Source organism: Sinorhizobium prairiense, assembly GCF_029201645.2.
Taxonomy (GTDB): domain Bacteria; phylum Pseudomonadota; class Alphaproteobacteria; order Rhizobiales; family Rhizobiaceae; genus Sinorhizobium; species Sinorhizobium meliloti_A.
In genome coordinates, this window is record NZ_CP104131.1 from 2,572,762 (window position 1) to 2,595,631 (window position 22,870).

General features: G+C 63.9%; 17 protein-coding genes and 2 pseudogenes. 9 read left to right on the forward strand and 10 right to left on the reverse strand.

The window, feature by feature from the left end:
* Window positions 1–130 precede the first annotated feature (130 nt).
* From secD to N0Q91_RS15140, 5 genes are all read right to left on the reverse strand, one after another.
* Window positions 131–2,665: a protein translocase subunit SecD gene (gene secD, locus N0Q91_RS15120; RefSeq protein ID WP_100669645.1), complete on the reverse strand. Its 2,535-nt coding sequence runs from the start codon at window positions 2,663–2,665 to the stop codon at window positions 131–133.
* A 93-nt stretch (window positions 2,666–2,758) separates the two neighbouring features.
* Window positions 2,759–3,181: a hypothetical protein gene (locus N0Q91_RS15125; RefSeq protein ID WP_198516584.1), complete on the reverse strand. Its 423-nt coding sequence runs from the start codon at window positions 3,179–3,181 to the stop codon at window positions 2,759–2,761.
* A 158-nt stretch (window positions 3,182–3,339) separates the two neighbouring features.
* Complete coding sequence (locus N0Q91_RS15130; RefSeq protein WP_275596809.1) at window positions 3,340–4,953, reverse strand: 5-guanidino-2-oxopentanoate decarboxylase; 1,614 nt, start codon at window positions 4,951–4,953, stop codon at window positions 3,340–3,342.
* The gene (locus N0Q91_RS15135) at window positions 4,950–6,140 is read right to left on the reverse strand and encodes a pyridoxal phosphate-dependent aminotransferase (RefSeq protein ID WP_275596810.1); all 1,191 of its coding nucleotides are present in this window, start codon (window positions 6,138–6,140) and stop codon (window positions 4,950–4,952) included. Before N0Q91_RS15135 ends, N0Q91_RS15130 begins: the two co-directional genes overlap by 4 nt.
* Window positions 6,141–6,163: 23 nt before the next feature.
* Window positions 6,164–6,778, reverse strand: coding sequence for a TetR family transcriptional regulator C-terminal domain-containing protein (locus N0Q91_RS15140; RefSeq protein WP_027992654.1), 615 nt, complete (start codon window positions 6,776–6,778; stop codon window positions 6,164–6,166).
* Window positions 6,779–7,047: 269 nt separating this feature from the next.
* On the opposite strand from N0Q91_RS15140, the gene N0Q91_RS15145 reads away from it, so the two are divergent.
* From N0Q91_RS15145 to N0Q91_RS15180, 8 genes and pseudogenes are all read left to right on the forward strand, one after another.
* Window positions 7,048–7,821 carry an ABC transporter ATP-binding protein gene (locus N0Q91_RS15145; protein WP_275596811.1) on the forward strand — a complete coding sequence of 258 codons (774 nt, stop codon included), beginning with the start codon at window positions 7,048–7,050 and terminating at the stop codon, window positions 7,819–7,821.
* 35 nt (window positions 7,822–7,856) lie between these two features.
* The gene (locus tag N0Q91_RS15150) at window positions 7,857–8,639 is read left to right on the forward strand and encodes a transporter substrate-binding domain-containing protein (RefSeq protein ID WP_100670015.1); all 783 of its coding nucleotides are present in this window, start codon (window positions 7,857–7,859) and stop codon (window positions 8,637–8,639) included.
* Window positions 8,640–8,744: 105 nt separating this feature from the next.
* Complete coding sequence (locus N0Q91_RS15155; RefSeq protein ID WP_018094149.1) at window positions 8,745–9,470, forward strand: ABC transporter permease; 726 nt, start codon at window positions 8,745–8,747, stop codon at window positions 9,468–9,470.
* Window positions 9,467–10,291 (forward strand): ABC transporter permease, encoded by an 825-nt coding sequence (locus N0Q91_RS15160; RefSeq protein WP_013843943.1) that lies wholly within the window; start codon window positions 9,467–9,469, stop codon window positions 10,289–10,291. Before N0Q91_RS15155 ends, N0Q91_RS15160 begins: the two co-directional genes overlap by 4 nt.
* 1 nt (window position 10,292) lies before the next feature.
* On the forward strand, window positions 10,293–11,462 hold the full coding sequence (locus tag N0Q91_RS15165) for a M20 aminoacylase family protein (RefSeq protein ID WP_275596812.1): 1,170 nt from the start codon (window positions 10,293–10,295) through the stop codon (window positions 11,460–11,462).
* Window positions 11,463–11,676: 214 nt separating this feature from the next.
* Window positions 11,677–13,157: pseudogene (locus N0Q91_RS15170) on the forward strand (cytochrome ubiquinol oxidase subunit I).
* On the forward strand, window positions 13,147–14,151 hold the full coding sequence (cydB, locus tag N0Q91_RS15175) for a cytochrome d ubiquinol oxidase subunit II (protein WP_018094145.1): 1,005 nt from the start codon (window positions 13,147–13,149) through the stop codon (window positions 14,149–14,151). The pseudogene N0Q91_RS15170 and the gene cydB overlap by 11 nt, the downstream one beginning before the upstream one ends.
* 232 nt (window positions 14,152–14,383) lie before the next feature.
* Entirely contained in the window at window positions 14,384–14,689 is a 306-nt protein-coding gene (locus N0Q91_RS15180) for a chorismate mutase family protein (protein WP_275596813.1), read from the forward strand.
* A gap of 18 nt (window positions 14,690–14,707) precedes the next feature.
* Here N0Q91_RS15180 and galE read toward each other — a convergent pair whose 3' ends face one another.
* From galE to mscL, 3 genes are all read right to left on the reverse strand, one after another.
* Window positions 14,708–15,736, reverse strand: a complete 1,029-nt coding sequence (galE, locus tag N0Q91_RS15185; protein ID WP_275596814.1) for a UDP-glucose 4-epimerase GalE — start codon at window positions 15,734–15,736, stop codon at window positions 14,708–14,710.
* 181 nt (window positions 15,737–15,917) lie between these two features.
* Window positions 15,918–17,084: a pyridoxal phosphate-dependent aminotransferase gene (locus tag N0Q91_RS15190; RefSeq protein ID WP_275596815.1), complete on the reverse strand. Its 1,167-nt coding sequence runs from the start codon at window positions 17,082–17,084 to the stop codon at window positions 15,918–15,920.
* A gap of 133 nt (window positions 17,085–17,217) precedes the next feature.
* Window positions 17,218–17,646, reverse strand: a complete 429-nt coding sequence (gene mscL / locus N0Q91_RS15195) for a large conductance mechanosensitive channel protein MscL (protein WP_018094141.1) — start codon at window positions 17,644–17,646, stop codon at window positions 17,218–17,220.
* Window positions 17,647–17,864: 218 nt separating this feature from the next.
* Between mscL and N0Q91_RS15200 the strand changes: the two are divergent.
* Window positions 17,865–21,372: pseudogene (locus N0Q91_RS15200) on the forward strand (hybrid sensor histidine kinase/response regulator).
* Window positions 21,373–21,551: 179 nt separating this feature from the next.
* Here N0Q91_RS15200 and N0Q91_RS15205 read toward each other — a convergent pair.
* Together N0Q91_RS15205 and N0Q91_RS15210 are read right to left on the reverse strand one after the other, a co-directional pair.
* A complete protein-coding gene (locus tag N0Q91_RS15205; protein WP_029959395.1) occupies window positions 21,552–22,199 on the reverse strand; it encodes a response regulator in 648 nt (215 codons plus the stop codon).
* Between the two features lie 140 nt (window positions 22,200–22,339).
* Window positions 22,340–22,777 (reverse strand): hypothetical protein, encoded by a 438-nt coding sequence (locus N0Q91_RS15210; protein ID WP_100669655.1) that lies wholly within the window; start codon window positions 22,775–22,777, stop codon window positions 22,340–22,342.
* Window positions 22,778–22,870 lie beyond the last annotated feature (93 nt).

The window sequence follows — 22,870 nt, forward strand, 5'->3', positions numbered from 1 at the left end:
ATATAGGCAGTTATTTCCGACAAAAAAGGGGCAGCCCCCGGAGAGGCTGCCCCTTTGCCGCGATCGACACGGCGGCATCAGCAAAAGCGCGGACGGTTTTCCGCCCGCACCCCTCAACGGCGCGAGGCCGTCAGGCCGTCGGCGTTTCCGCCTGCTGCCCGGTGGAACGAGCGGCTTCCCGCTCCTTCCACCAGCGGCTCAGGAACAGCAGGATCGGGCCGCCGATATAGATGGACGAGGTCGTCGCGACGATGACGCCGAAGATCATCGGCCATGCAAAGCTCTGCACCGCCTCGCCGCCCCAGATCGCCATCGGCACAAGGGAAAGCGCCGTTGCAGCCGAGGTGAAGATGCATCGCGCGATCACCTGGTTGATGCTCATGTCGATGAGATCGGAGAACGGCATCGACTTGTACTTGCGCAGGTTCTCGCGCATGCGGTCGTAGACCACGACCTTGTCGTTCACCGAATAGCCGATCATCGTGAGCAGCGCTGCGATCGCGGTCAGGTTGAAGTCGATGCCCGTAAGGGCAAAGAACCCGACGGTCTTGGTGATGTCGAGCAAGAGCACGGCGATGGCGCCGACGGCGAAGTGCCATTCGAAGCGGAACCAGATGTAGAGCAGGATCGCCAACATGGCGAGAGCGACGGCGAGGAAGCCGGAGCGCGCCAATTCGCCGCTGACCGTCGGACCGACGACCTCGGTCCGCTCCATGCTGGCACCGGGGATGGCGGTCGTCACCGCATCCTTGATCTTGTTCAATGCCACCGTCTGCGCCTGCTCGCCGCCCGGCTGCCGCTGCACGCGGATCAGCACCGATTGGCCGCCGCCGAAGTCCTGGAGCGCCACCTCGCCGAGATTGAGCTCCTCGAGGCTTTGACGCAGCGTCGGCAGATTGATCTTCTCTTTCGAAACCGCCTCGACCTGAATGCCGCCGATGAAATCGATGCCGTAGTTGAGACCCGGCGTGAAGAACAGGATGACGGAGCTGATCGACAGGAATGCCGAGAAGCCGATCGCGACGAAGCGGCCCTTCATGAAGGAGAAGTTGGGGAGCTGCGGCACCTTGCCAAAAAGCGAAGGGATTTCCAGCTTCTTCATCTTGCGGCGCACGACGACCTCGCGCATCAGCAGGCGCACGACCGTAACGGATGTGAACATCGAAATGCCTATGCCCAGCATCATGGTGACGGCAAAGCCCTTCACCGGCCCGCTGCCGAACCAGAAGAGAAGCACCGTGCCCGCAAGCGTGGTGACGTTGGAGTCGATGATCGTCGCATAAGCCTTGTTGAAGCCGAGATCCAGCGCCTTCATCGCTCCGGCGCCCGCCTCGGTCTCTTCGCGGATGCGCGCATTGATCAGGATGTTAGCGTCCACGGCCATGCCGATGCCGAGAATGATACCGGCGATACCTGGCAAGGTCAGCGTCGATCCGATCAGGCCGAGAACGCCGATCGTCATGATCGTGTGCAGGACCAGACCGACATTGGCGATCATACCCCAGGCGCCGTAGAGCACGACCATGAGGACCACGACGAGGCCGAAACCGGCGAGACCGGTATAGAGGCCCATGCGAATCGAGTCGCTGCCCAGATTCGGACCGACCGAGCGCTCTTCGATGATCGTCAGCGGTGCCGGCAGCGCACCGGAGCGCAGGAGCGCGGAAAGAACTGTCGCCTCCTCGACCGTGAAGCTGCCGCTGATCTGGCCGCGGCCACCGAGAATGGGCTCGTTGATGACCGGTGCCGTCAGAACCTTGCCGTCGAGCACGATCGCAAACGGCCGGCCGACGTTTTCGCGGGTGATGTCGGCGAACTGGCGGGCACCGAGCGAGTCGAAGCTGAAATCGACGACCGGCTGATTGGTTCGCTGATCGAAGCCGACCTTGGCGTCGTCCAGGCGCTCGCCGGAAATGGCGACGCGGCTTTCGACCGGATAGCGGTTGCCGTCATTGGCGCCCGGCAGAATGTCGACCCCGCGTGGCGCCGGCTGCGTGACGTCGACGGCCTGGTCGAGCATGTGGAAGCTCATCTGTGCCGTCGAACCCAGAAGCTCGCGCAGGTGAGTCGGATCCTGGAGACCGGGCAGCTGGACGAGAATGCGGTTGGAACCGATGCGCTGGATCAGCGGCTCGGCGACGCCGACCTGGTCGACGCGGTTGCGGATGATTTCCAGGCTCTGCTCGACCGCCTTGGTCATGCGGTCGGCAAGACCCGCCTCGGTCATGGCCAGGGTGATGACTTCGCCCGCCGTCGTTACCTCGACCTCGGGAGCGGGGGCGGCAAAACCCACAGTGCTCACGGGCGTCGCCAGTTCCTGCAGCTTCGGCAGAACCTTTTCCCGGTCCTGAGCATCGGGGATGCTTACGGTCACGCTGTTGCCGCTGATACGCGCAGAGGAGGCGGAGACGCGCTCACCGCGCAGGACGCGACGGGTATCGTCGAGAAGCGAGTTGAGGCGAGCCTTCTGCAGCCCCGCCCCGTCCACTTCGAGAACGAGGTGCGAACCGCCCCTAAGATCGAGGCCGAGCGTGACCGGCTTGAACGGAAGAACGGAAGCGACCTGCTCCCTCATGGCCGGCGTCAAAACGCTCGGCAGCGCCGCAAGGCATCCGAAAATGATGATCGCGACATAGGCGAGGACCGCCCATCTGGATGTACGCATGTGGGAATTCCATAAATGCCTGAACGCGCTTCGAGCAGCGTCCGGGCTGGGTTTTCATCAATGGCTGAGGCGGGATCGAAAGCCCTGCCGAACTCAAACGATGGCGGCCGGCGGTGGCGGCGCGCGGATGCACTCGTTCTGACACGGTGCGCCGCCTGCGATTTCGGCTCGCGGCAGAGTTGGAGCAGGAGAATCCTCGGGCGCAGCGAGCGCAACGCGTTGGAGCTGGATGAACGGCGCCGGATCGCCGCCGACCATCGACTTGCCGTCCGCCCGCTCGCCGCTGAAACGGAGGTCGGGCAGTGCAACCGCCCTGCATATCTGGCGGGCGACCGGCCGGTCGGAGGAACCTGTATCGGGTTGAGCGACATTGCCGGCCGGCGCTCCGGCCGCACGGCTTGCTGCACTCTGGCCGACCGCAATGACCTGCATGGATAGAGAGGCGCAGAACAGCCACAGCACGGCGAGAAGCCGGCCGGCGTGCATGCTCCTGCTGCCACCACCCATGAGGTCCATCTAGGACGCGGTCCCTTTCTCTTTGCGTCCGGTCTATCCGCGATCGAACGCAAGCGAGACAATTCAGCCCGAGCACCAAGCTACACGAAGAACGTGGCCGGATTCGAGCATGTGCGCTCTTAACATCACTCCGGGCCGTAAAAGTCAAATCCGGGCCGTCACGCTGTAGCGCCGGCGGTTCTCTCCTGGTGGATTTCGATGAGCGAAGGCCCCGGGCGCGACGCCGCATCGGCGAGAGCGCGCGGCAAATCCTTCACGGTCGCCAGCCGCTCTGCAGGCAGTCCGTAGGCTTTGGCGGTCAGCAGGAAATCGGGCGCGGAAGGTTTTACACCCTCCGGCGTGATCCCCGATTCGACCATGTAGGACTCGATTTCCCGGTATCCGTCATTGTTCCAGACGAGGAAGACGACCCTGGCATGCGCATCCACCGCCGAACCGATCTCGGCCAGAGAAAACTGGAACCCGCCATCGCCGACGAGGCATATGACCGGCCGCCCCCGATCGGCGACCGCAGCGCCTACGGCGGCGGGAGGCGCATAGCCGAGCGAGCCGTAGCCCGTCGCCGAATTGAACCACGCCCTTTGCCGCGGTGCGTCGCAATAGAGGTTGCCGGCATAGACGGCCTGAGTCGAGTCCCCGACGATGGTGCAGTCGGGGAGCGTCCGGTAGATCGCCTCGACGACGCCGATTTCCGCAAGCATTTTCGGTGTCAGCTCCTTCAGCGCCTGCTTGCGCGCGGCCTCCGCCCGCGAGGCTCCATTCTTGGCTGACGCATGGTCCGGCAGGAAGCCCAGAATGCCCGCAGACGCAGCCTTCGCGCCGGAAAGTATCGAAAGTGCTGCCTGAGGTCCGCGCGCCAGCTGCGCCGCATCGATATCGGTGCGAATGAGGTTCTTCAGCAGCGGAAAGCCGCCATCCGCATAGAGATCGTAATCGGTCTGGCCCATTTCGGTGCCGAGCGCCAGCACGAGGTCCGCCTCCCGCAACAGCTCGCGTATCGCCTTGAGGCTCGGGCTTGCCGGTACCCGGAGCGGATGGCCGGCAAGCATGCCGCGGGCGTTGACCGTCGTGACCACCGGCGCACCGATCCGCTCGGCGAGTTCCCGCACTTCGGCTTCCGCCGTCAGGGCGCCGCCGCCGCACAGAATGACGGGCCGGACGGCTTCGGCGCAGAGGATCGCCGCCCTTTGCAGCGTTTCGCTGTCGGAGCGCGGGCGGGTCGCCGCCGCCGGCTTTGCCGGACGACCCTCGATCTTCAGGGCCATCACGTCGGTCGGGATTTCGATATGGACCGGGCCCGGCCGGCCGGAAAGCAGCACGGCAAAGGCGCGGTCGACGACGAGCGGCAGATCGGCGGGGTTGAGAAGCGTGTGCGAATAGAGCGCCAGCGTCTTCGTCATTCCGCTCTGATCGGGCAGCTCGTGCAGCAGCCCCCGGCCATGTCCGAGAGAATCCCGGCGGTTGACGCCGGAGATCACGAGCATCGGGATCGAGTCCTGCCGGGCTTGCGCCATGGCGGTGATCGTATTGGTAACGCCCGGACCGGTGATCACGAGGGCCACGCCAGGCTTGCCGCTGACGCGTGCATAACCGTCGGCCATGAAGCCCGCACCCTGTTCGTGGCGCGGCGTGACGTGGCGAATATTCGATGCGGCAAGGCCCCGGTAAAGTTCGACCGTATGCACGCCCGGAATGCCGAATACGACCTCCACTCCGTTTGCCTCCAGGAGATCGACAAGGGTCTCGCCGACGGTTTTCGATTCGACGGTCATGCGCGGCGCTCCTTGCGGGTGGTGCAGCGTTCGGCGAGTGCGGCGATGCGGCGGCATGCCTCCTCGATGGCGGCATCCGGAACGGTGAGGCTCACGCGCAGAAAGTTGCGTGCCTTGTCGCCGAAGGACGACCCCGGCATGACCGCAACTCCCTCCTCTTCCAGGAGCGCCCAGGCGAAGGCTTCGCCGGAGAGGCCCGTGCCGGAGACGTCGATCAGCGCAAACATACCCGCTTCCGGCGGCAGCACCGAAACCCCGGACGCCCCCGCAAGACCGTCGATGATCCGCCGGGCACGCCGGCTGTAGGATTTCCGCATCTGCCTCGCCGTATCGATGTCATGCGTCAGCGCGTAAGCGGTCATATCGGCGATGAACGGCTGCTGGCCGAAAAGCATGGTCTCGGAGATCGGCAGCAGGCGCTCGGTGAACTCGGCCGGGCCGACGGCCCAGCCGCTGCGAAAGCCGGGTGCTGCATGCGACTTCGAAATGGACGAGACGACCACGGTGCGTTCGGCAAGATCGGGATTGTCGAACGGCGAAGCGAAGAGCGCATCGAAGACGAGCTCCTCATAGACCTCGTCGCAGACGATCCAGAGATCGTGACGGCGCGCGACTTCACCGATCGCCGCAATCTCTTCCGCCGTCAAAACGGCGCCGGTGGGGTTGTGCGGCGTATTGAGGAGCAGCACGCGGCATTCGGGCGTGACCGCATTTTCCAGATCCTCCGCCCGCATGTGGAAGCCGTTTTCCGGGTCAAGCGGTACGAATACCGGATGGGCCCCCGTGGACCGGATGACGCCTTCATAGGTCGCGTATAGGGGGTCTCCGACGAGCACGCCGTCGCCCGTCTCGGCAAGCGCGAACATCACGGCAAAGAGCGCCGTCTGCGTTCCCGGGAAGCAAAGAATGTTCTCCGCGGTCACGGCGGCACGGCGGCGACGGTATTTTTCGGTAAGCGCCGCCACGACCGCCGGCTCTCCGCGGCCGTTTGAATAGCGGTAGCGCCCCGCATTCATCGCCCGCTGGCACTCTTCCAGAAGCGCGCGGTCAGGCGGCAGATCCGGTTCGCCGATTGTGAGCTCGATGAGCTCGGCGCCACTCGCCTTCAGCTGACGTGCGCGGGTGTGCAGCGTCCATTTGCCGGAACCGAGCTCGGCAAGACGTGATGTGATCGACGCGTAGCGCAAGTATTCACTCCCTCATTCGTTTTCTATTTTTCGATCCGAAGACCGAGCAGGGCTTCGACCGAGGCCATGGCGATGCCGACCAGTTCGCCCTCGCGAAAGAGATCGCCGGCTAGGCAGCCTTCGACCCATAGCCCGTCCACGAGGCCGTTGATCGCGATTGCGTAGCGGCGGCACTCCTCGGGACCGGCGGGCCGGCCCTTGGCCGCAAGAAAATCGCTGAGCAACTCCTGCAACGCGTTGCGAAAGGCGAGGTAGCCGTCGCGATGGATTTCCGCGAGCACCGGATCGACCCGCACCTGGCTGATGAAAGCGGCCCAGAGCGAGATGCTGCGGCTGTCGGCGACCGGCTCGGTCAGATTGATGGCGATGAAATCCTTGAGACGCGTCGCCGGATCGCCCTCGACGTTCTTCGCCTTCTCCGTGAGAGAGGCGATGACGGCGCGGTATGCCTCCGCAACCATCTGGTCTTTGGATTCGAAATAATGACGGACGAGCCCTGCGGTAACGCCGGCGCGAACGGCGATCTGGCGCACAGTCGCACCCTTGAGGCCGAATTCCGAGATGCAGTCCAGCGTCGCCTCGATCAGTTCCTGGCGCCGCTCGCCCTCGGGGGCGCGATAGAAGCTGCGCCGGTTCACCGCATGCCCCGCGCCGTGCCGTTCAGCCAGATCGTCATTGCCTGCCAACCGGTTGGGCTCATGCGTTGCTCCCGGGAATGACCGTTGTTGCGAGGAGCGTCAGAAAATCGACGCGGGTGTTATTATACGCTTGAATAATAGCGACACAAGTGCAACGATGCCTTCCAGAAACAGCGTGACAAGCCGAAGATGCTGCACGAGAGAACGACCAGGGGAACTGTTTTTATGGCTTCAACGAGCGTTCCGCGAACGAGAGGAGCCGCGCGCCGATGACGGATGCGGCCCAGGCAATCGCGGTTACCGACCTCCACAAGCGTTTCGGGCCATTGGAAGTGCTGAAGGGCGTATCGCTGAGCGCGCAGCAGGGCGACGTCATCGCGATCATCGGCGGCAGCGGTTCCGGCAAATCCACGCTTCTCCGTTGCATCAACATGTTGGAACTGCCCTCGGCCGGCCAGATCAGCGTGCACGGAGAAGAGATCCGCATGACGCCGGACGGACACGGCGGATTGATGCCGGCCGACCGCAAGCAGGTCCAGCGGATCCGCACCCAGCTCGGCATGGTTTTCCAAAGCTTCAATCTCTGGCAGCACATGACGATTCTCCAGAATGTCATCGAGGCGCCGGTGCACGTACTCGGCAAAACGAAGGCCGAAGCGGTTGAGACGGCCGAGGCGCTGCTCCGCCGGGTCGGCCTTTACGAGAAACGGGATGCCTATCCGGCTTTCCTGTCCGGCGGCCAGCAGCAACGCGCCGCCATTGCCCGGGCGCTTGCGATCCAGCCGCTGGTCATGCTCTTCGACGAGCCGACCTCTGCGCTCGATCCGGAACTCGTCGGCGAAGTGCTTTCGGTCATCGGCGATCTGGCGCGGGAAAAGCGGACGATGGTGCTCGTGACCCATGAGATGAAATTCGCGCGTGACGTCGCCACTCACATCGTTTTCCTGCACAACGGCGTGATCGAGGAACAGGGTCCGCCAGAGGCGATCTTCGGCGCTCCGAAATCCGAAAGGCTCAAGAAGTTCATCAGCTCCATTCACTGAATTCCGCAATGCTCAACAACCAAAAAGGGAACGGCATGAAGAAGACATTGAAACTCGTGGCGCTCGCCGCCGCCCTGGCCATCACGGGTGCGGCCGCCGCCTCGGCCCAACAGGTCAAGGTGGGAATTGCGGCGGAGCCTTATCCGCCCTTCACTTCGCCTGACGCCAGCGGCAACTGGCAAGGCTGGGAGATCGAGTTCATGAAGGCCATGTGCGCCGAGGCCAAGCTCGACTGCGTCGTCACCCCGGTTGCCTGGGACGGCATCATTCCGGCCCTGACCTCCAAGAAGATCGACATGATCATCGGCTCGATGTCGATCACCGCGGAGCGGCTGAAGACCATCGACTTCTCCGACAAGTACTACAATACGCCGACCGGCATCATCGGCGCCAAGGGCGACGACATCAAGCCGACGCCGGAGGGTCTCGCCGGCAAGACGATCGGGGTGCAGGTGTCGACCGTGCACCAGGCCTATGCCGTGAAACACTTTGCGCCGGCCGGCGTCGAAGTGAAGGAATATCAGACGCAGGACGAGGCGAACCAGGACCTCGCCGCCGGCCGCGTCGATGCCGTCCAGGCTGACGCGATCGCCCTCGATGCCTTCCTGAAAAGCGATCAGGGCAAGCAGTGTTGCGATTACAAGGGCGAGGTCGCCGAGGACGTCGACGTCATCGGACCCGGCGTCGGCGTAGGGTTGCGCAAGGGAGAGACGGAACTGAAGGAAAAGATCAACGCGGCGATCAAGGCGATCCGCGAGAACGGCACCTACGACGCCTTCTCGAAGAAATACTTCGACTTCGACATCTACGGCGGATAACCGCAACCGGCCGGCGGTCCGGGCGATCGCCGGCCTGAATTCGTGTTCGAGCGGGATGCGGATTGCGGACATCGTCCGTGATCCCGCTCTGTTTAAGAGGCTGCCGTGCTCGGTGATTCCTTTATCAACTGGAGCCTGCTTTCGCTCTCGGCGCCCGGCTGGGGCGGTGTCCTGCTGCAGGGTTTCCTCAGCTCGATCGAGATCGCAGTCGGCGGCTATGCGCTCGGGCTCGCACTCGGTATCGGCGGGGCCTTCGGCAAGCTCTATGGCGGGCCGGTGCTTCGCGATCTTCTGGAGTGTTACACGACGGTGGTTCGCGCGGTGCCCGAACTGGTACTCATCCTGCTTCTCTACTATGCCGGCACCGATCTTCTGAACCAGTTCCTGGGCGCCATCGGGGTCGGAGCCGTCGATATCAGCGGGCTCGTGGCCGGCATCTTCGTGATCGGGGTCGTGCAGGGCGCCTATTCGACGGAGGTGCTTCGCGGAGCGATCAAGGCGGTTCCCGCCGGTCAGATCGAGGCGGCGCGCGCTTACGGCATGTCGCCGCTCCTGGTGCTGCGGCGCATCACGCTTCCGGCGATGCTGCCCTATGCCATCCCCGGGCTTGCCAATCTGTGGCTGATCGCCACCAAGGACACGGCTTTGCTCGCTGTCGTCGGTTTCAGCGAGCTGACGCTGGTCACCCGGCAGGCGGCAGGCGCCACCAAGGCCTATCTCCTCTTCTTCTGCGCCGCCGGCGCGCTCTATCTGACGCTGACGCTCGTTTCCAATGTCTTCATCGGCATGGTCGAACGCCGTGCGCGACGCGGCTTCGCGGAGCAACGATGACCGACGAAACCACCCACGCGCTCGCATACACGCCGGAAGACCTCCCGAGAAAGGAGAGTTTCCTCAAGCCCCATCGCATCGTGCTGATGCTTCTCTTCGCGGCGCTCGTGGTGGCGGTCGCGGTCTTCATGCGCTGGGACTGGCTGCCGCGTTACCTGCCGAGGCTCGGCTCCGGCATTCTCGTAAGCTTGGCGATGCTCTTCAGCACCGCGATCCTCGGCTTCCTCCTGGCCGTGCCGCTCGGCCTCGCCCAGGTGACCGGCCCCTGGTTCTTCAAGGCTCCGGCCCGCATCTTCTGTACCGTCATCCGCGGTACGCCGCTGCTGCTGCAGCTATGGCTTCTCTATTACGGGCTCGGCTCGCTCTTTCCACAGTTCCCCGCGATCCGGCAATCCTTTCTCTGGCCTTATCTGCGCGAGGCCTGGCCCTATGGGGTGGCGGCGCTCACGGTATCCTTCGCCGCATATGAGGGCGAGGTCATGCGCGGCGCGTTCGCCGGCGTGCCGTCCGGGGAGCTGGAGGCCGCCCGTGCCTACGGCATGGGCCGCTGGACGATGTTCCGGCGCATCTGGCTGCCGCGGGCGATCCACCGCGCGCTGCCCACCCTCAACGGCGAGACCGTGCTGCAATTGAAATCCACGCCGCTCGTCGCGACAATCACCGTCGTCGACGTCTATGCGGTGATCTCGAAGGTGCGGCAGGAAACCTACCTGACCTATGAGCCGCTCCTGCTGCTCGCGGCGATCTACATGTGCTTGACGGCCATCCTGGTCGTGGCCTTCCGTTACTTCGAAAACCGCATACCCACCCGTGGTGCCTGACATGAAGCTTTCCGCCTCCATCGACAATGCCATGCCGGAACTCGTCGCTATCCGACGCGATCTGCACGCCCATCCCGAACTTGGGCTCGAAGAAACGCGGACGTCCGCCTTCATCGCCCGCCATCTTGAAGCACTCGGCTATGAGGTGACGACGGGCCTGGCGAAGACAGGCGTGGTCGGCACGCTGAGATCCGGCACCGGGTCGCGCTCGATCGGCATCCGCGCCGATATCGATGCGCTGCCGATCCAGGAGGAAACCGGGGCCGCCTATGCAAGCACGAAGCCGGGCTTGATGCATGCCTGCGGTCATGACGGCCATACGACGATGCTGCTCGGCGCGGCCCGTGCGCTTGCCGAGCGAAAGAATTTCGACGGCACGATCCACCTCATCTTCCAGCCTGCGGAGGAGAATGCGGGCGGTGCGAAAATCTTGGTCGACGAGGGTCTCTTCGACAGATTTCCCTGCGATGCCGTGTTCGCGCTCCACAACGAACCGAACCTGCCCTTCGGCCAGTTCGCTCTGCGCGAGGGCCCGATCATGGCGGCGGTCGACGAGGCGCGAATCACCGTTCACGGCTGCGGCGGCCACGGCGCCGAACCGCAGGAGACCGCCGATCCTATCGTTTGCGGCGCCAGCATGGTCATGGCGCTGCAAACCATCGTCGCACGCAACATCCATCCGATGGACCCCTCCGTCGTGACCGTCGGCGCGTTTCACGCCGGCTCCGCCAGCAACATCATTCCGGAGCGCGCAGAGATCGTCGTCGGCATACGCTCCTTCGATCCGGGTGTCCGCGACGAGCTCGAACGCCGCATCCGGATGATCGCCGAGGCTCAAGCGGCAAGCTTCGGCATGCGCGCAACCGTCGATTACGAGCGAAGCTACGATGCGACGATCAACCACAAGGCGGAGACTGATTTCCTCCGCGAGGCCGCCATCCGCTTCGCAGGCGCCGACAAGGTCGTCGATCTCGCCCGGCCGTTCATGGGAAGCGAGGACTTCGCCTATATGCTCAAGGAAAGGCCCGGCAGCTATTTCTTCCTGGGCTCGCGGGTGACGGGCGAGGAAAAATCGCTCCACCACCCCGGCTATGATTTCAACGACGATCTGCTGCCTATCGGCGCTGCCTTCTGGACCGAGCTCGCCGAGGCCTACCTCGCGCGCCGGTGATTTCTCGGAGTGCTTTCCTCAACCCTGTTCACGTCACAGAGATGAGGCCAGAGAGCGTGACACGGCAGGCTGCGTAGAGGACGCTGTCGCACGCGGGGCTGCCCTGATGGGCACCGCTTCAAAGTGCCGCGGGCGAACGATTGCCGCAGTGTGACAACGTGACGGTCCGCCCGTCATTGACCTTTGGCAATATTGCGTCAGATTCAATCACACGATGCAGATCGCAAATGCCGGACGCCGTTCGCGTCTGAGCTTGCGGTTTCCGCCCGAAAGGATCAGCGCCGTGTTCGAAGCCTTTGACGCAACTGTCCTTGCACGCATACAGTTCGCCTTCACCGTCTCCTTCCACATCATCTTCCCGGCCTTCTCCATCGGGCTTGCCAGCTATCTGGCCGTTCTCGAAGCGCTCTGGCTCTGGAAGAAGGACGAGGTCTATCTGGAGCTCTTCAACTTCTGGAAGACGATCTTCGCCGTCGCTTTCGGCATGGGCGTCGTCTCCGGCATCGTCATGTCCTACCAGTTCGGCACCAACTGGAGCGTGTTTTCCGACAAGGCCGGGCCGGTAATCGGGCCGTTGATGGGCTACGAGGTGCTGACCGCCTTCTTCCTGGAAGCGGGCTTTCTCGGCGTCATGCTTTTCGGCCTCAACCGGGTCGGCCCGAAGTTGCATTTTTCGCAACCGCCATGGTCGCGCTTGGCACCCTGATCTCGGCCACCTGGATCCTCGCGGTGAACTCCTGGATGCAGACGCCCGCCGGCTTCTCCGTCAACGAGGCCGGGCAGTTCATTCCCGACGATTGGTGGGCGGTCATCTTCAATCCATCGTTCCCGTATCGGCTGACGCACATGGTGCTCGCCGCCTATCTGACGACGGCCTTCGTCGTCGGCGCCTGCGGGGCTTGGCACCTCCTGCGCAAGACCGCGCCGCGGCGCGCCCGCACGATGTTCTCAATGGCCATGTGGATGGCGGCGATCGTCGCGCCGATCCAGATCTTCGCCGGCGACCAGCACGGACTCAACACGCTCGAACATCAGCCGGCAAAGGTAATGGCGATGGAAGGGCATTATCAAAGCCATCCGGAAGGCGCGCCGCTGATCCTCTTCGGCATGCCGAACTCCGCCGAGAAGCGCGTCGACTACGCGCTCGAGATCCCGAAGCTTTCGAGCCTGATCCTCAAGCACTCGCTCGACGCGCCCCTTGCCGGTCTCGACACCATACCAGAGGACCGGCACCCGCCGGTCGCCATCGTCTTCTGGTCGTTTCGCGTGATGGTGGCGATCGGCTTCGCCATGCTCGGTCTCGGCCTCTGGAGCCTCTGGTGTCGGCTGCGCGGCACGCTCGACACGAGTGCCGCGCTCCACCGCGCGGCGGTGCTCATGGGCCCGGCGGGCTTCGTGGCAGTGCTTGCCGGCTGGATCACCACGGAGGTCGGGCGGCAGCCCTACACGATCTATGGGCACCTTTTGACGGCGGACTCGATTTCCCCGATCGCAGCGCCGGCTGTGGGCGCCTCGCTCGTCGCCTTCATCATCGTCTATTTTCTCGTTTTCGGCGCCGGCACCTTCTACATCCTGCGGCTGATGGCACGCCTGCCGCGCGATGCGAGGCCGGATCTCGACGAAGGACCCTTGCGCACGGCCGGAGTGACGCCCGGGCCGGCAACAGCCAACCAGGGAGGCCATCATGGCCATTGATCTGCCACTGATCTGGGCCGCGATCATCGCTTTTGCGGTGCTTGCCTATGTCGTTCTCGACGGTTTCGACCTCGGCGTCGGGATATTGTTTCCGTTTTTCCCCGAAAAGCATGACCGCGACGTCATGATGAACTCGGTGGCCCCGGTATGGGACGGCAATGAAACCTGGCTCGTGCTCGGCGGCGGAGGGTTGCTCGCCGTGTTTCCGCTCGCCTATGCGACGATCCTGCCCGCACTTTACGCGCCCATCATCGCCATGCTGATCGGCCTCATCTTCCGCGGCGTGGCGTTCGAGTATCGCTGGCGCACGCAGCGCGGCGAATTCCTGTGGAACTGGGCCTTTGCGGGCGGCTCGATGCTCGCTGCCTTCGCGCAAGGCCTGGCGCTCGGCGCCCTCGTGCAGGGCATCCCGGTCGAGAACCGGGCCTATGTCGGCGGCTGGTGGGACTGGCTGACGCCGTTTTCAATCGCCACCGGGGTGGCGATCGTGATCGGCTATGCGCTTCTCGGAGCGACCTGGCTGGTCATGAAGACCCGTGGCGAGCTCGCCGAACGGGCTCGCGGCGTCGCGCTTCGAACCGCTCTCGCCACGGTTGCCGCAATGGGCGTCGTCAGCCTCTGGACGCCGTTTCTCGAGCCGGTCTATCTGGAGCGCTGGTTCGGATGGCCGACGGCGATCTTCAGCGTCATCGTGCCGCTGCTCGTCCTCGGCTGCCTTTACCTTCTTCTCAAGGGCATCCGCGACCGGCACGATGTCCAGCCCTTCATCGCCGCGCTCGGCCTGTTCGTGCTCGGCTATATCGGCATCGGCATCAGCTTCTATCCCTTCATGGTGCCGCCTTCGCTGACGATCTGGGATGCCGCCGCGCCGGACGAGAGCCTCGCCTTCCTGCTCGTCGGCGCGCTTGTGCTGGTGCCGATGATTCTCGCCTATACCGCCTATGCCTACTGGGTCTTCCGCGGCAAGGTCGATCCGGAGGAGGGCTATCATTGACGCGCTCGAGCGGCACTGCCCGCAAGCTTCTCTGGTTCGTGGGCCTATGGGCCGCCGGCGTCGCGGCAGTCAGCATTGTCGGTCTTGCGATCAAGCTTGCTCTCGGTGCGTGACCCCCCGCTGCAGCGGAGCCGTCACGCTGCGTCGGTTTAACCCCTTCTCAGCCGGCGTCCCCTTTGCTAGCAGTTCGGCGCTATCAAATGGGGCGGCCTCCGCTCCGCGAGGATCCGACATGCAGAAAACACCGGCAGAATGCACGACGATGGACGATATACGTGCGGAGATCGACCGCCTCGACCGCGCTTTGATGACGCTCTTCGCCGAACGCTGGGGCTATATCGAGCGCGCCGCGGAGATCAAACGCCCGCTCAACCTCAAGGCGGACATCCCGGCACGGGTGGCGGAGGTGAAGGAAAACGCACGCCGGAACGCGCTCGAACTCGGCCTCGATCCGGACTTCTACGAACGATTCTGGGCACAACTCGTCGAACGTGCCATTGCGCACGAGCGGAAACTGCTCGGAGAGGACCACCCCTGAAGGCTTCACGCAACGGGCTCAGCCGTTCGCGATCAACCGCTCGTCCTGTTCCTCGTCGAAGCTGTTCTTGCGGCCGAGATGGCTTTCCCAGTCGAAGGCGCTCCGGACGATATGCTCGAGGCTCGCATGCGTCGGGACCCAGTCGAGCTTCAGCCGGGCTACGGAAGAGTCGGCGACGATTTGCGCCGGATCGCCCGGCCGCCGGGGCGCGTAGTCCACCATAAAATCGCGGCCGGAAACCTGGCGCACAGTATCGAGCACCTGCAGCACCGAGAAGCCGTGGCCGTAACCGCAATTGGCAACCAACGGTTCACCGTCAGCCCGCAGATAGGCGAGCGCGCTCCTGTGTGCCGCCACGAGATCACTCACATGGATATAGTCTCTGACGCCGGTACCGTCCGCCGTCGGATAGTCCGTCCCCAGGACATCGACCTTCCGACGCCTCCCGAGCGCCGCCTCGCAGGCGACCTTGATCAGATGCGTCGCGCCGAAGGTGGACTGGCCGGCGCGGCCGAGCGGGTCGGCCCCGGCCACGTTGAAATAGCGCAACGCGACAAAACGGAAATCATGCGCGGCCGCGGCGTCCTGCAGCATCATCTCCGACATCAGCTTGGAGCGGCCGTAGGGACTCTGGGGCCGCAGGGCGGCCGTCTCGCCGACCGGATCGGACGTATCCTGGGTTCCATAGACGGCGGCGGTCGAAGAAAAGACGAAATGGCGAACGCCGGCCTCGATGGTTGCGGCAATGAGCGTGCGGGTATTGGCCGTATTGTTCTCATAATAGGCAAGCGGGTTGGCGACGGATTCCGGTACGACGGCCGAGCCCGCAAAATGGACGACCGAGTCGATGTCGTTCTCGGCAAAGACCCGCTGGAGCAGCGCCCGGTCACCGACATCGCCGAAGTAGAAGCGCGCCTCCGGTGCGACCGCCCAGCGAAATCCAGTCGACAGACAGTCGAGCACCACCACCGCTTCGCAGCCGTCGAGCAGCGACCATACCATGTGGCTACCGATATAACCTGCTCCGCCTGTTACCAATACGGCCATTTCCCGTCCCCTGCCCTCTGCATATGCGGGATCAGAAAAGACGCGTTCGCGTTTCAGAAATTCTAAATCGGGGCGCTGTTCGCCGGCACGCAGCGGCTATTCTCGGTGGGGTGGTTAAGGGTCCGCCGCACCGATCGCTCGGATTTTACCGATTGGCCGTACCGTCGCCGAAAATGCCCCGTCAGCGGCTGAGGATGTAGCGCTGCAAGCGCTCCGCGGCCTCGGCGATCTGGAGCGGATCACGCAGGAAGCAGGCGCGCATGAAAAGCGCTCCGCCCTCGCCGAAGGCCGTCCCCGGGGCCAGACCGACGCCGGTCCGGTCGACGAGGTCGAGCGCCGCGGCCCGCGAGTCGGTGACGCCGTCGATCTTCAGGAAGGCGTAGAGCGCGCCATCGGGTTTCAGCGTTTCGACGCGGTTGGTCGCGATCAGCGCGTCGCAGAACGTATCGCGGTTGCGCTTCGCCTTGGCAATGTTCTCGTCGACGAAGCCGTCGCCTTCATCGAGCGCGGCGACTGCCCCGCGCTGCATGAACTGCGCGACACCGGAGGTCGAATACTGGATGAGATTTTCGAGCACCTGCCCCATCGCCGGCGGCGCGACGATCCACCCGACACGCCAGCCGGTCATGGACCAGTTCTTGGAAAAGGAATTGACGAAGAGGATGCGGTCATCCTCCTCCATCACGTCGAGGAAGGACGGCGCCCGGCCCCCGAGATAATAGTAGAGCGCGTAGATCTCGTCGGCGATGATCCAGAGTCCATGTTTACGCGCGAGCGCCAGAATGGCCCTGAGATCCTCGTAAGTGGCGGTCCAACCGGTGGGGTTGGACGGCGTGTTGATGAACAGCGCCCGCGTCCTCTCCCCGATCGCCGCCTGAAGACGTTCGGGATCGAGCTGCCATTTGCCACCTTCGAATTGCAATGGAACGGCGACCGGGCGAACGCCGGAGAGGTCCGCAGCAGCCGCGAAATTCGGCCAGGCGGGCGTCAGCAGGACCACCTCGTCGCCGGGAGAGCCTACCGCTTCGATCGCAAGCTTGATCGCCTGCATTCCCGAACCGGTAACATAGAAATTCTCGGGCGAAAGCGCCTTGTGGAACCGGCGCTGGTAATAGCGGACCAGCGCCTCGCGCAGCGGCGGGATGCCGCGCTGCCAGGTGTAGAAGGTCTCGCCGGCCATCAACGCGTCGGCCGCCGCGCGACTGACGAAATCCGGCGTCGGCAGATCACCTTCGCCGACCCAGAGCGGGATCAGTCCTTCGCGCCCGCGCGCATAGTTGACCACTTCGACGATGCCGCTTTCGGGCGCTGCCGTCGCGCGGGGGCTGAGACTGGTCATGATCGTCATCGGCGGGCTCCTGATTGCCCGCCGTTTCTAGACGCTTTGGCGTCGGCGATCACGCGAATTTCTCTGACCTGTTTATCGAATTTTGTGATGTTTCCATCACTCGGCGGCACCGAGCCGCCGCGTGATCCGCGTCTCAGGCGCGCTGCTTCAGGAGATCGCGAATTTCCGAGAGAAGCAGGATGTCCTGCGGCGGAGGTGCGGACGGGGGCGGCGCCTTATCCCTTTCCACCGACGCACGCGCGCGATTCACGAGCTTGATCAGCAGGAAGATGATCCAGGCGAGGATCAGGAAGTTGATGAGCACCGTGATGAAATTGCCATAGGCAAAGACCGCGCCCTGTTCGCGTGCGGCTGCGAGCGTCGGCGCGGTAACACTGGCGGAGAGCGGCAGGAAATAGTTGGAGAAGTCGAAGCCGCCGCCGGTGATCGCTCCCACGACCGGCATGACGAGGTCGTTGACGACCGAATCGACGATCTTGCTAAAGGCCGCACCGATGATCACGCCGACCGCAAGGTCCATGACGTTGCCGCGGGCGATAAACTCCTTGAATTCGTTCAGCATGCCTCTCTCCTCGAAATACCCCCGAACGTCCACCCGCACCTGTCTTGCGCGGCAACCGCCGGTAGGAATCTAGACCAAAGCCCCGCGTGAGGAAATCGCACTCCTTGCATTTGGTCAAGCGCTGCGGATATCGGCGCGTTATCTTGAACTTAAGACTGATGCACCGCCGATTTCCAACCAAATGGACTTGCCCTATGCTGGCAGCGGAGGAGTGAGGCATGCTTTCGGGTTCGGTCATTTTTGCCTCGGCCTTCGCCTATCTGTTGCTGCTCTTCGCAGTTGCAAGCTATGGCGACCGGCGAGCCAGACGAAACAAGATTGCCGAGAAGGGCAGGCCGCTCGTCTATGCGCTGAGCCTGGCGATCTACTGCACCTCCTGGACCTATTTCGGCGGCGTCGGCCTTGCGGCGGAGCGCGGACTCGAATTCACCGGCATCTACATCGGTCCGATCCTGATGTTCACGTTCGGCATGCCGCTGATCCGCCGCATCGTTCGGCTCGCCAAGACCGAAAAGCTAACCTCCGTCGCCGATTTCGTGGCTGCGCGCTACGGCAAGAACCCGGCCGTTGCGGCAATCGTCGCGCTGATCTCGCTCGTCGGGGCCATTCCCTGATATCGCATTGCAGCTCAAGGCGGTGTCGAGTTCGGTCGCCACGATGATCGACACCAGCGACTACGGCATAGGTTCGGGCGAGAACTTCGTCGACCTGCCGCTTCTGGTCACGCTCTTTCTCGCCTGTTTCGCGATCGTCTTCGGTACACGCCACACGGATGCGACGGAACACCAAGACGGCCTGATCCTCGCGATCGCGATGGAATCGGTCGTCAAGCTCGTGGCGATGCTCACGGTGGGCATCTATATCGTCTTCTTCCTGTTCGGCGGGCCTGCAAATCTATGGGCAGAAGCGCAGCAGAGTCCCACGGTGCTCGCCGCGCTCGAATACCAGACGCCGGTCGCGCGCTGGATTCTGATGATCGCGCTTTCCGCCTTCGGCATCATCATGCTTCCCCGGCAATTCCACGTGACGGTCGTGGAAAACCGCACCGATAACGAACTGCGCACGGCGGGCATCCTCTTCCCGCTCTATCTAATCGCAATCAACGCCTTCGTCCTGCCGATCGCGATCGCCGGCATCCTGACCTTCTCCGGCTCCGGCAATGCGGATCTCTATCTTCTGGCACTGCCGCTTGCCGGCGACGTGCCGCTCGTCACGCTTTTCACCTTCATCGGCGGCTTCTCCGCGGCGACCGCCATGGTCATCGTCGCTTCGGTCGCGCTCTCGATCATGGTTTCGAACGACATCGTCATGCCGGTATTCCTGCGCCGCAGGCTCGGCACGCGCGGCTCTCTCCAGGAGGACATGGCCGGTACGCTCCTCAATATCCGCCGAACGGCGATCTTCGTCGTCCTCTTCCTCGGCTACGGCTATTATCGCGCCGCCGATATCAGCGCCGGGCTTGCCTCGCTCGGACTGCTCTCCTTCGCCGCCATCGCGCAGATGGCGCCGGCGCTCCTCGGCGGTCTCGTCTGGCGGCAGGCCAATGCCCGCGGCGCGATCGCCGGGATGGTCAGCGGCTTCCTCGTCTGGGCCTATGTCCTTTTCCTGCCGAGCCTCGGCGGGCCGGACAATTCCCACATCGCCTCCACGGTGCTCAGCTTCCTGCTGCCCTTCGCCGATCTCTTCTCCGGCGCCCATTCAGACCCGCTGGTAAATGCGACGGCTCTCAGCATGCTCGTCAATGTCGCGGCCTATATCGTGGGTTCGCTGACGCGCGCGCCCAAACCCTTGGAGCGTTTCCAGGCGGGCGTCTTCATCACCCGCCGCTCACGCACCGAGCGGACCTTCCGCGGGCGCAAGACCAAGGTGACGGTGCGCGACCTCAAGACGACGATCGGCCGTTACATGGGCGAGGAGCGCATGCAGCGCTCCTTCCATACCTATGAACAGCAATCCGGCCGCTGGCTCGACGACAACGCCTCCGCCGACATGGCGCTTGTCCACTTCTCGGAACAATTGCTCGGCAGCGCGATCGGCTCGTCTTCCGCCCGGCTCGTCCTTTCACTTGTCCTGCAGCGCATGGACGACACCTCCTCCGACACCGCCTGGCTGCTCGACCAGGCAAGCGAGGCGCTCCAATACAACCAGGACATGCTGCATACGGCACTCTCGCAGATGGACCAGGGCATTGCCGTCTTCGACAACGCCAACAATCTCATCATCTGGAACCGCCGTTTCCGGGAACTCCTGGATCTCCCCGAGGCCGCCGGACAGGTGGGCTTTCCGCTGGCCGACATCGTCGCGATCCTTGCCCGCCGCGGGGATGTCCGCCAGGATGAGGAGAAGGCGTTGATCGCCAACTTCCTGACGCTCGACAAGCCGTTCCTGCTCGAACTCGAAGGCGGCGCCCGCATCCTCGAAGTCAGAAGCAATGCCATGCCCGACAAGGGCATCGTCACGACCTACACCGACATAACCCAGCGCGTCGCGGCCGACATGGCGCTCAAACAGGCGAACGAAACGCTGGAACTGCGCGTCGCCGAGCGGACGGGAGAACTCACACGCGTCAACCGCGAACTGGGCGAGGCAAGGGCCGCCGCCGAGGAGGCGAATATCGGCAAGACCCGCTTCTTTGCCGCTGCCGGTCACGACATCCTGCAGCCCTTGAACGCGGCACGGCTCTACTCCTCGTCGCTGGTCGAGCGACTCGGAGATTCCGACAACCGGGCGCTGGTGCAGAACATCGATTCATCGCTCGAATCGGTGGAAGCCATCCTCGGCGCCGTGCTCGACATTTCGCGGCTCGACACCGGTGCGATGAAGCCGCGCCTGCAATCCGTGCCGCTCGACGAATTGCTCAGGCGGATCGAGACGGACTTTGCGCCGATGGCGAGGGCGAAGGATATCGAACTCGTCATCATGCCGACATCGCTCGCGGCGCGCAGCGATCCGAACCTGCTCCGGCGCCTCGTCCAGAACCTCGTATCGAATGCCATAAAATACACACTTCGGGGCAAGGTGCTGGTGGGCGTGCGCCGGCACGGACAGACGGCCACGATCGAAGTTCTCGATTCGGGCATCGGAATTCCAACATCGAAATTCCGCACCGTCTTCAAGGAATTCGCGCGCCTCGAAGAAGGCGCGCGAACCGCGTCGGGGCTCGGCCTCGGTCTCTCCATCGTCGACCGCATCTCGCGGGTTCTCAATCACCCGGTCGGCCTGCAATCGAAGCCCGGGAAAGGCACCGGCTTCAAGGTCAGCGTGCCGCTCGACAAGAGCGCCGGCGGCAGGGTCAGACCGCAACCCGTCGCAGCGGCGAAAACGAGCGAAGCACTGGCTGGGCTGAACGTCATCTGCATCGACAACGAGCCGAAGATTCTCGAAGGCATGGCCCTGCTGCTCGGCGGCTGGGGCTGCAGCGTGACGACCGCCGAGTCGCTCGCAGCCTGCACTGAAATGGCGCCCGGCAGACTGAGCATGCGTCCCGACGCGATCGTCGCCGACTATCACCTCGGCGACGGCACCGGTGTCGAGGCGATCGCCGCGATCCGCGGCCTCTGGCAGGAGAGTATCCCCGCACTCATGGTAACGGCCGACCGGTCACCGGAAGTGCGCGGCGCCGCCGAACGGGACGGCGTCTCGCTGCAGCACAAGCCCGTCCGCCCGGCCGCTCTGCGCGCCTGGCTCACGCAGCTTGCCGCGGCGGGACGCGCCGCGGCGGAATAGCGGCGGAATAATTGGCTTAGCTCGGGATCGCCCCTCATCCGGCCTGCCGGCCACCTTCTCCCCAGGCGGGGCGAAGGGACAAGCCGCCGACTCCTGACGCACCCTCACCGCTCAAAAACGGGGAGAGGGTCGCGGCAGCGGGATGAGGGGCAAAAATCTCCAGCGTCGGGAGCGGCCGCTCAGGCCGCCGCGACCGTCCCCAGCTTCGATAGCTGGATCACCGCCTGTGTACGGCTGTCGACGTTGAGCTTCAGGAGGATCGCCGAGACATGCGCCTTGATCGTCGCCTCGGAGACGCCGAGTTCATAGGCGATCTGCTTGTTGAGCAGCCCCTCGGCGAGCATCGAGAGGACGCGTGACTGCTGCGGCGTCAGTGTCTGCAGCCGGTGCAGCAGGTCGGCAACTTCCGGCTCGTATTCCTGGTTCTGGTCGTAACCGGCCGGGACGAACACCTCGCCGGCCATCACCTTTGCGATGCCTTCACGGATTTCCTCGATACCGGCCGATTTGGACAGGAACCCTGCCGCGCCCAGGTCGAGCGCACGATGGATGGTCGCCGGATCGTCATGGGCCGAGACTATCATCACGGGCAGGCTCGGAAACTCGGCACGCAGCGCGATCAGCCCCGAAAGCCCGCTCACGCCCGGCATCGTCAGGTCGAGCAGCATCAGATCGGCGTCCGGGTTGTCGGCCGCAGCCCTGCGCGCAGCGGCGAAATCTCCGGCCTCGACGATGGCCGGTGCGCCCGCCATGCCGCTCAGCGCCTGGCGCATTGCGCCACGAAAGAGCGGGTGGTCGTCGGCGATGATGATGGTCATTTCCGGCATGATGACGCTCCCTCCCAAGAGCCTCGGCTGCCATCCTGCAGCTTTGCGCTGTGGATCTGCCGTATCATCTTATTCCCAAATGATCCCTGTTTCAGGGAAACATGCGCGGCGCGTGCCCTCCAGCACGTCACCGCTCGTTTTCAGGTCTTCTGCGGCAGATTCTCACCCTCGTCGGCGGAATCGCTGCCCTTGTCCTCGAATTCCTTCACGATTCCCATGAACTTGCGCACCATTCTTTCCATGATGCTCATTGCCCGGTCAATCTCTTCATCGTCGGGTAGCGCCGGTTCGGCCGCGGTTTCACCGCTTTCCACGGCCTTTTCCAGCGCTTCGATGCGACTTGTGAGGAGGTCGAGTTCGCGCTCGAATGCGGCTCTCTCGTCGGCCGCCATCCTGCAGATGAGCTCCCCGCCCTTTTCCTGGCACAAGGTGACCTCGCCGGTCTCGGTGTCGAGCCGGGCTAATCCCGTTTCCGACTTCTGCATGCTGTAGCGGCCGGGCGAGGCTTCCTGCGCAGCCGCCGGGGCAATGAGACCGAACCCCAACCCGACTGCGAGTATTGCGACTGCCTGTCTCATGACGTTCTCTCCGTTGAATGCTTACGGAAAATCCGCCTCGATCTCATGCTGTGCGGTGGACAGGCGCCGATATTTGCGGCAAGGCCATCACTC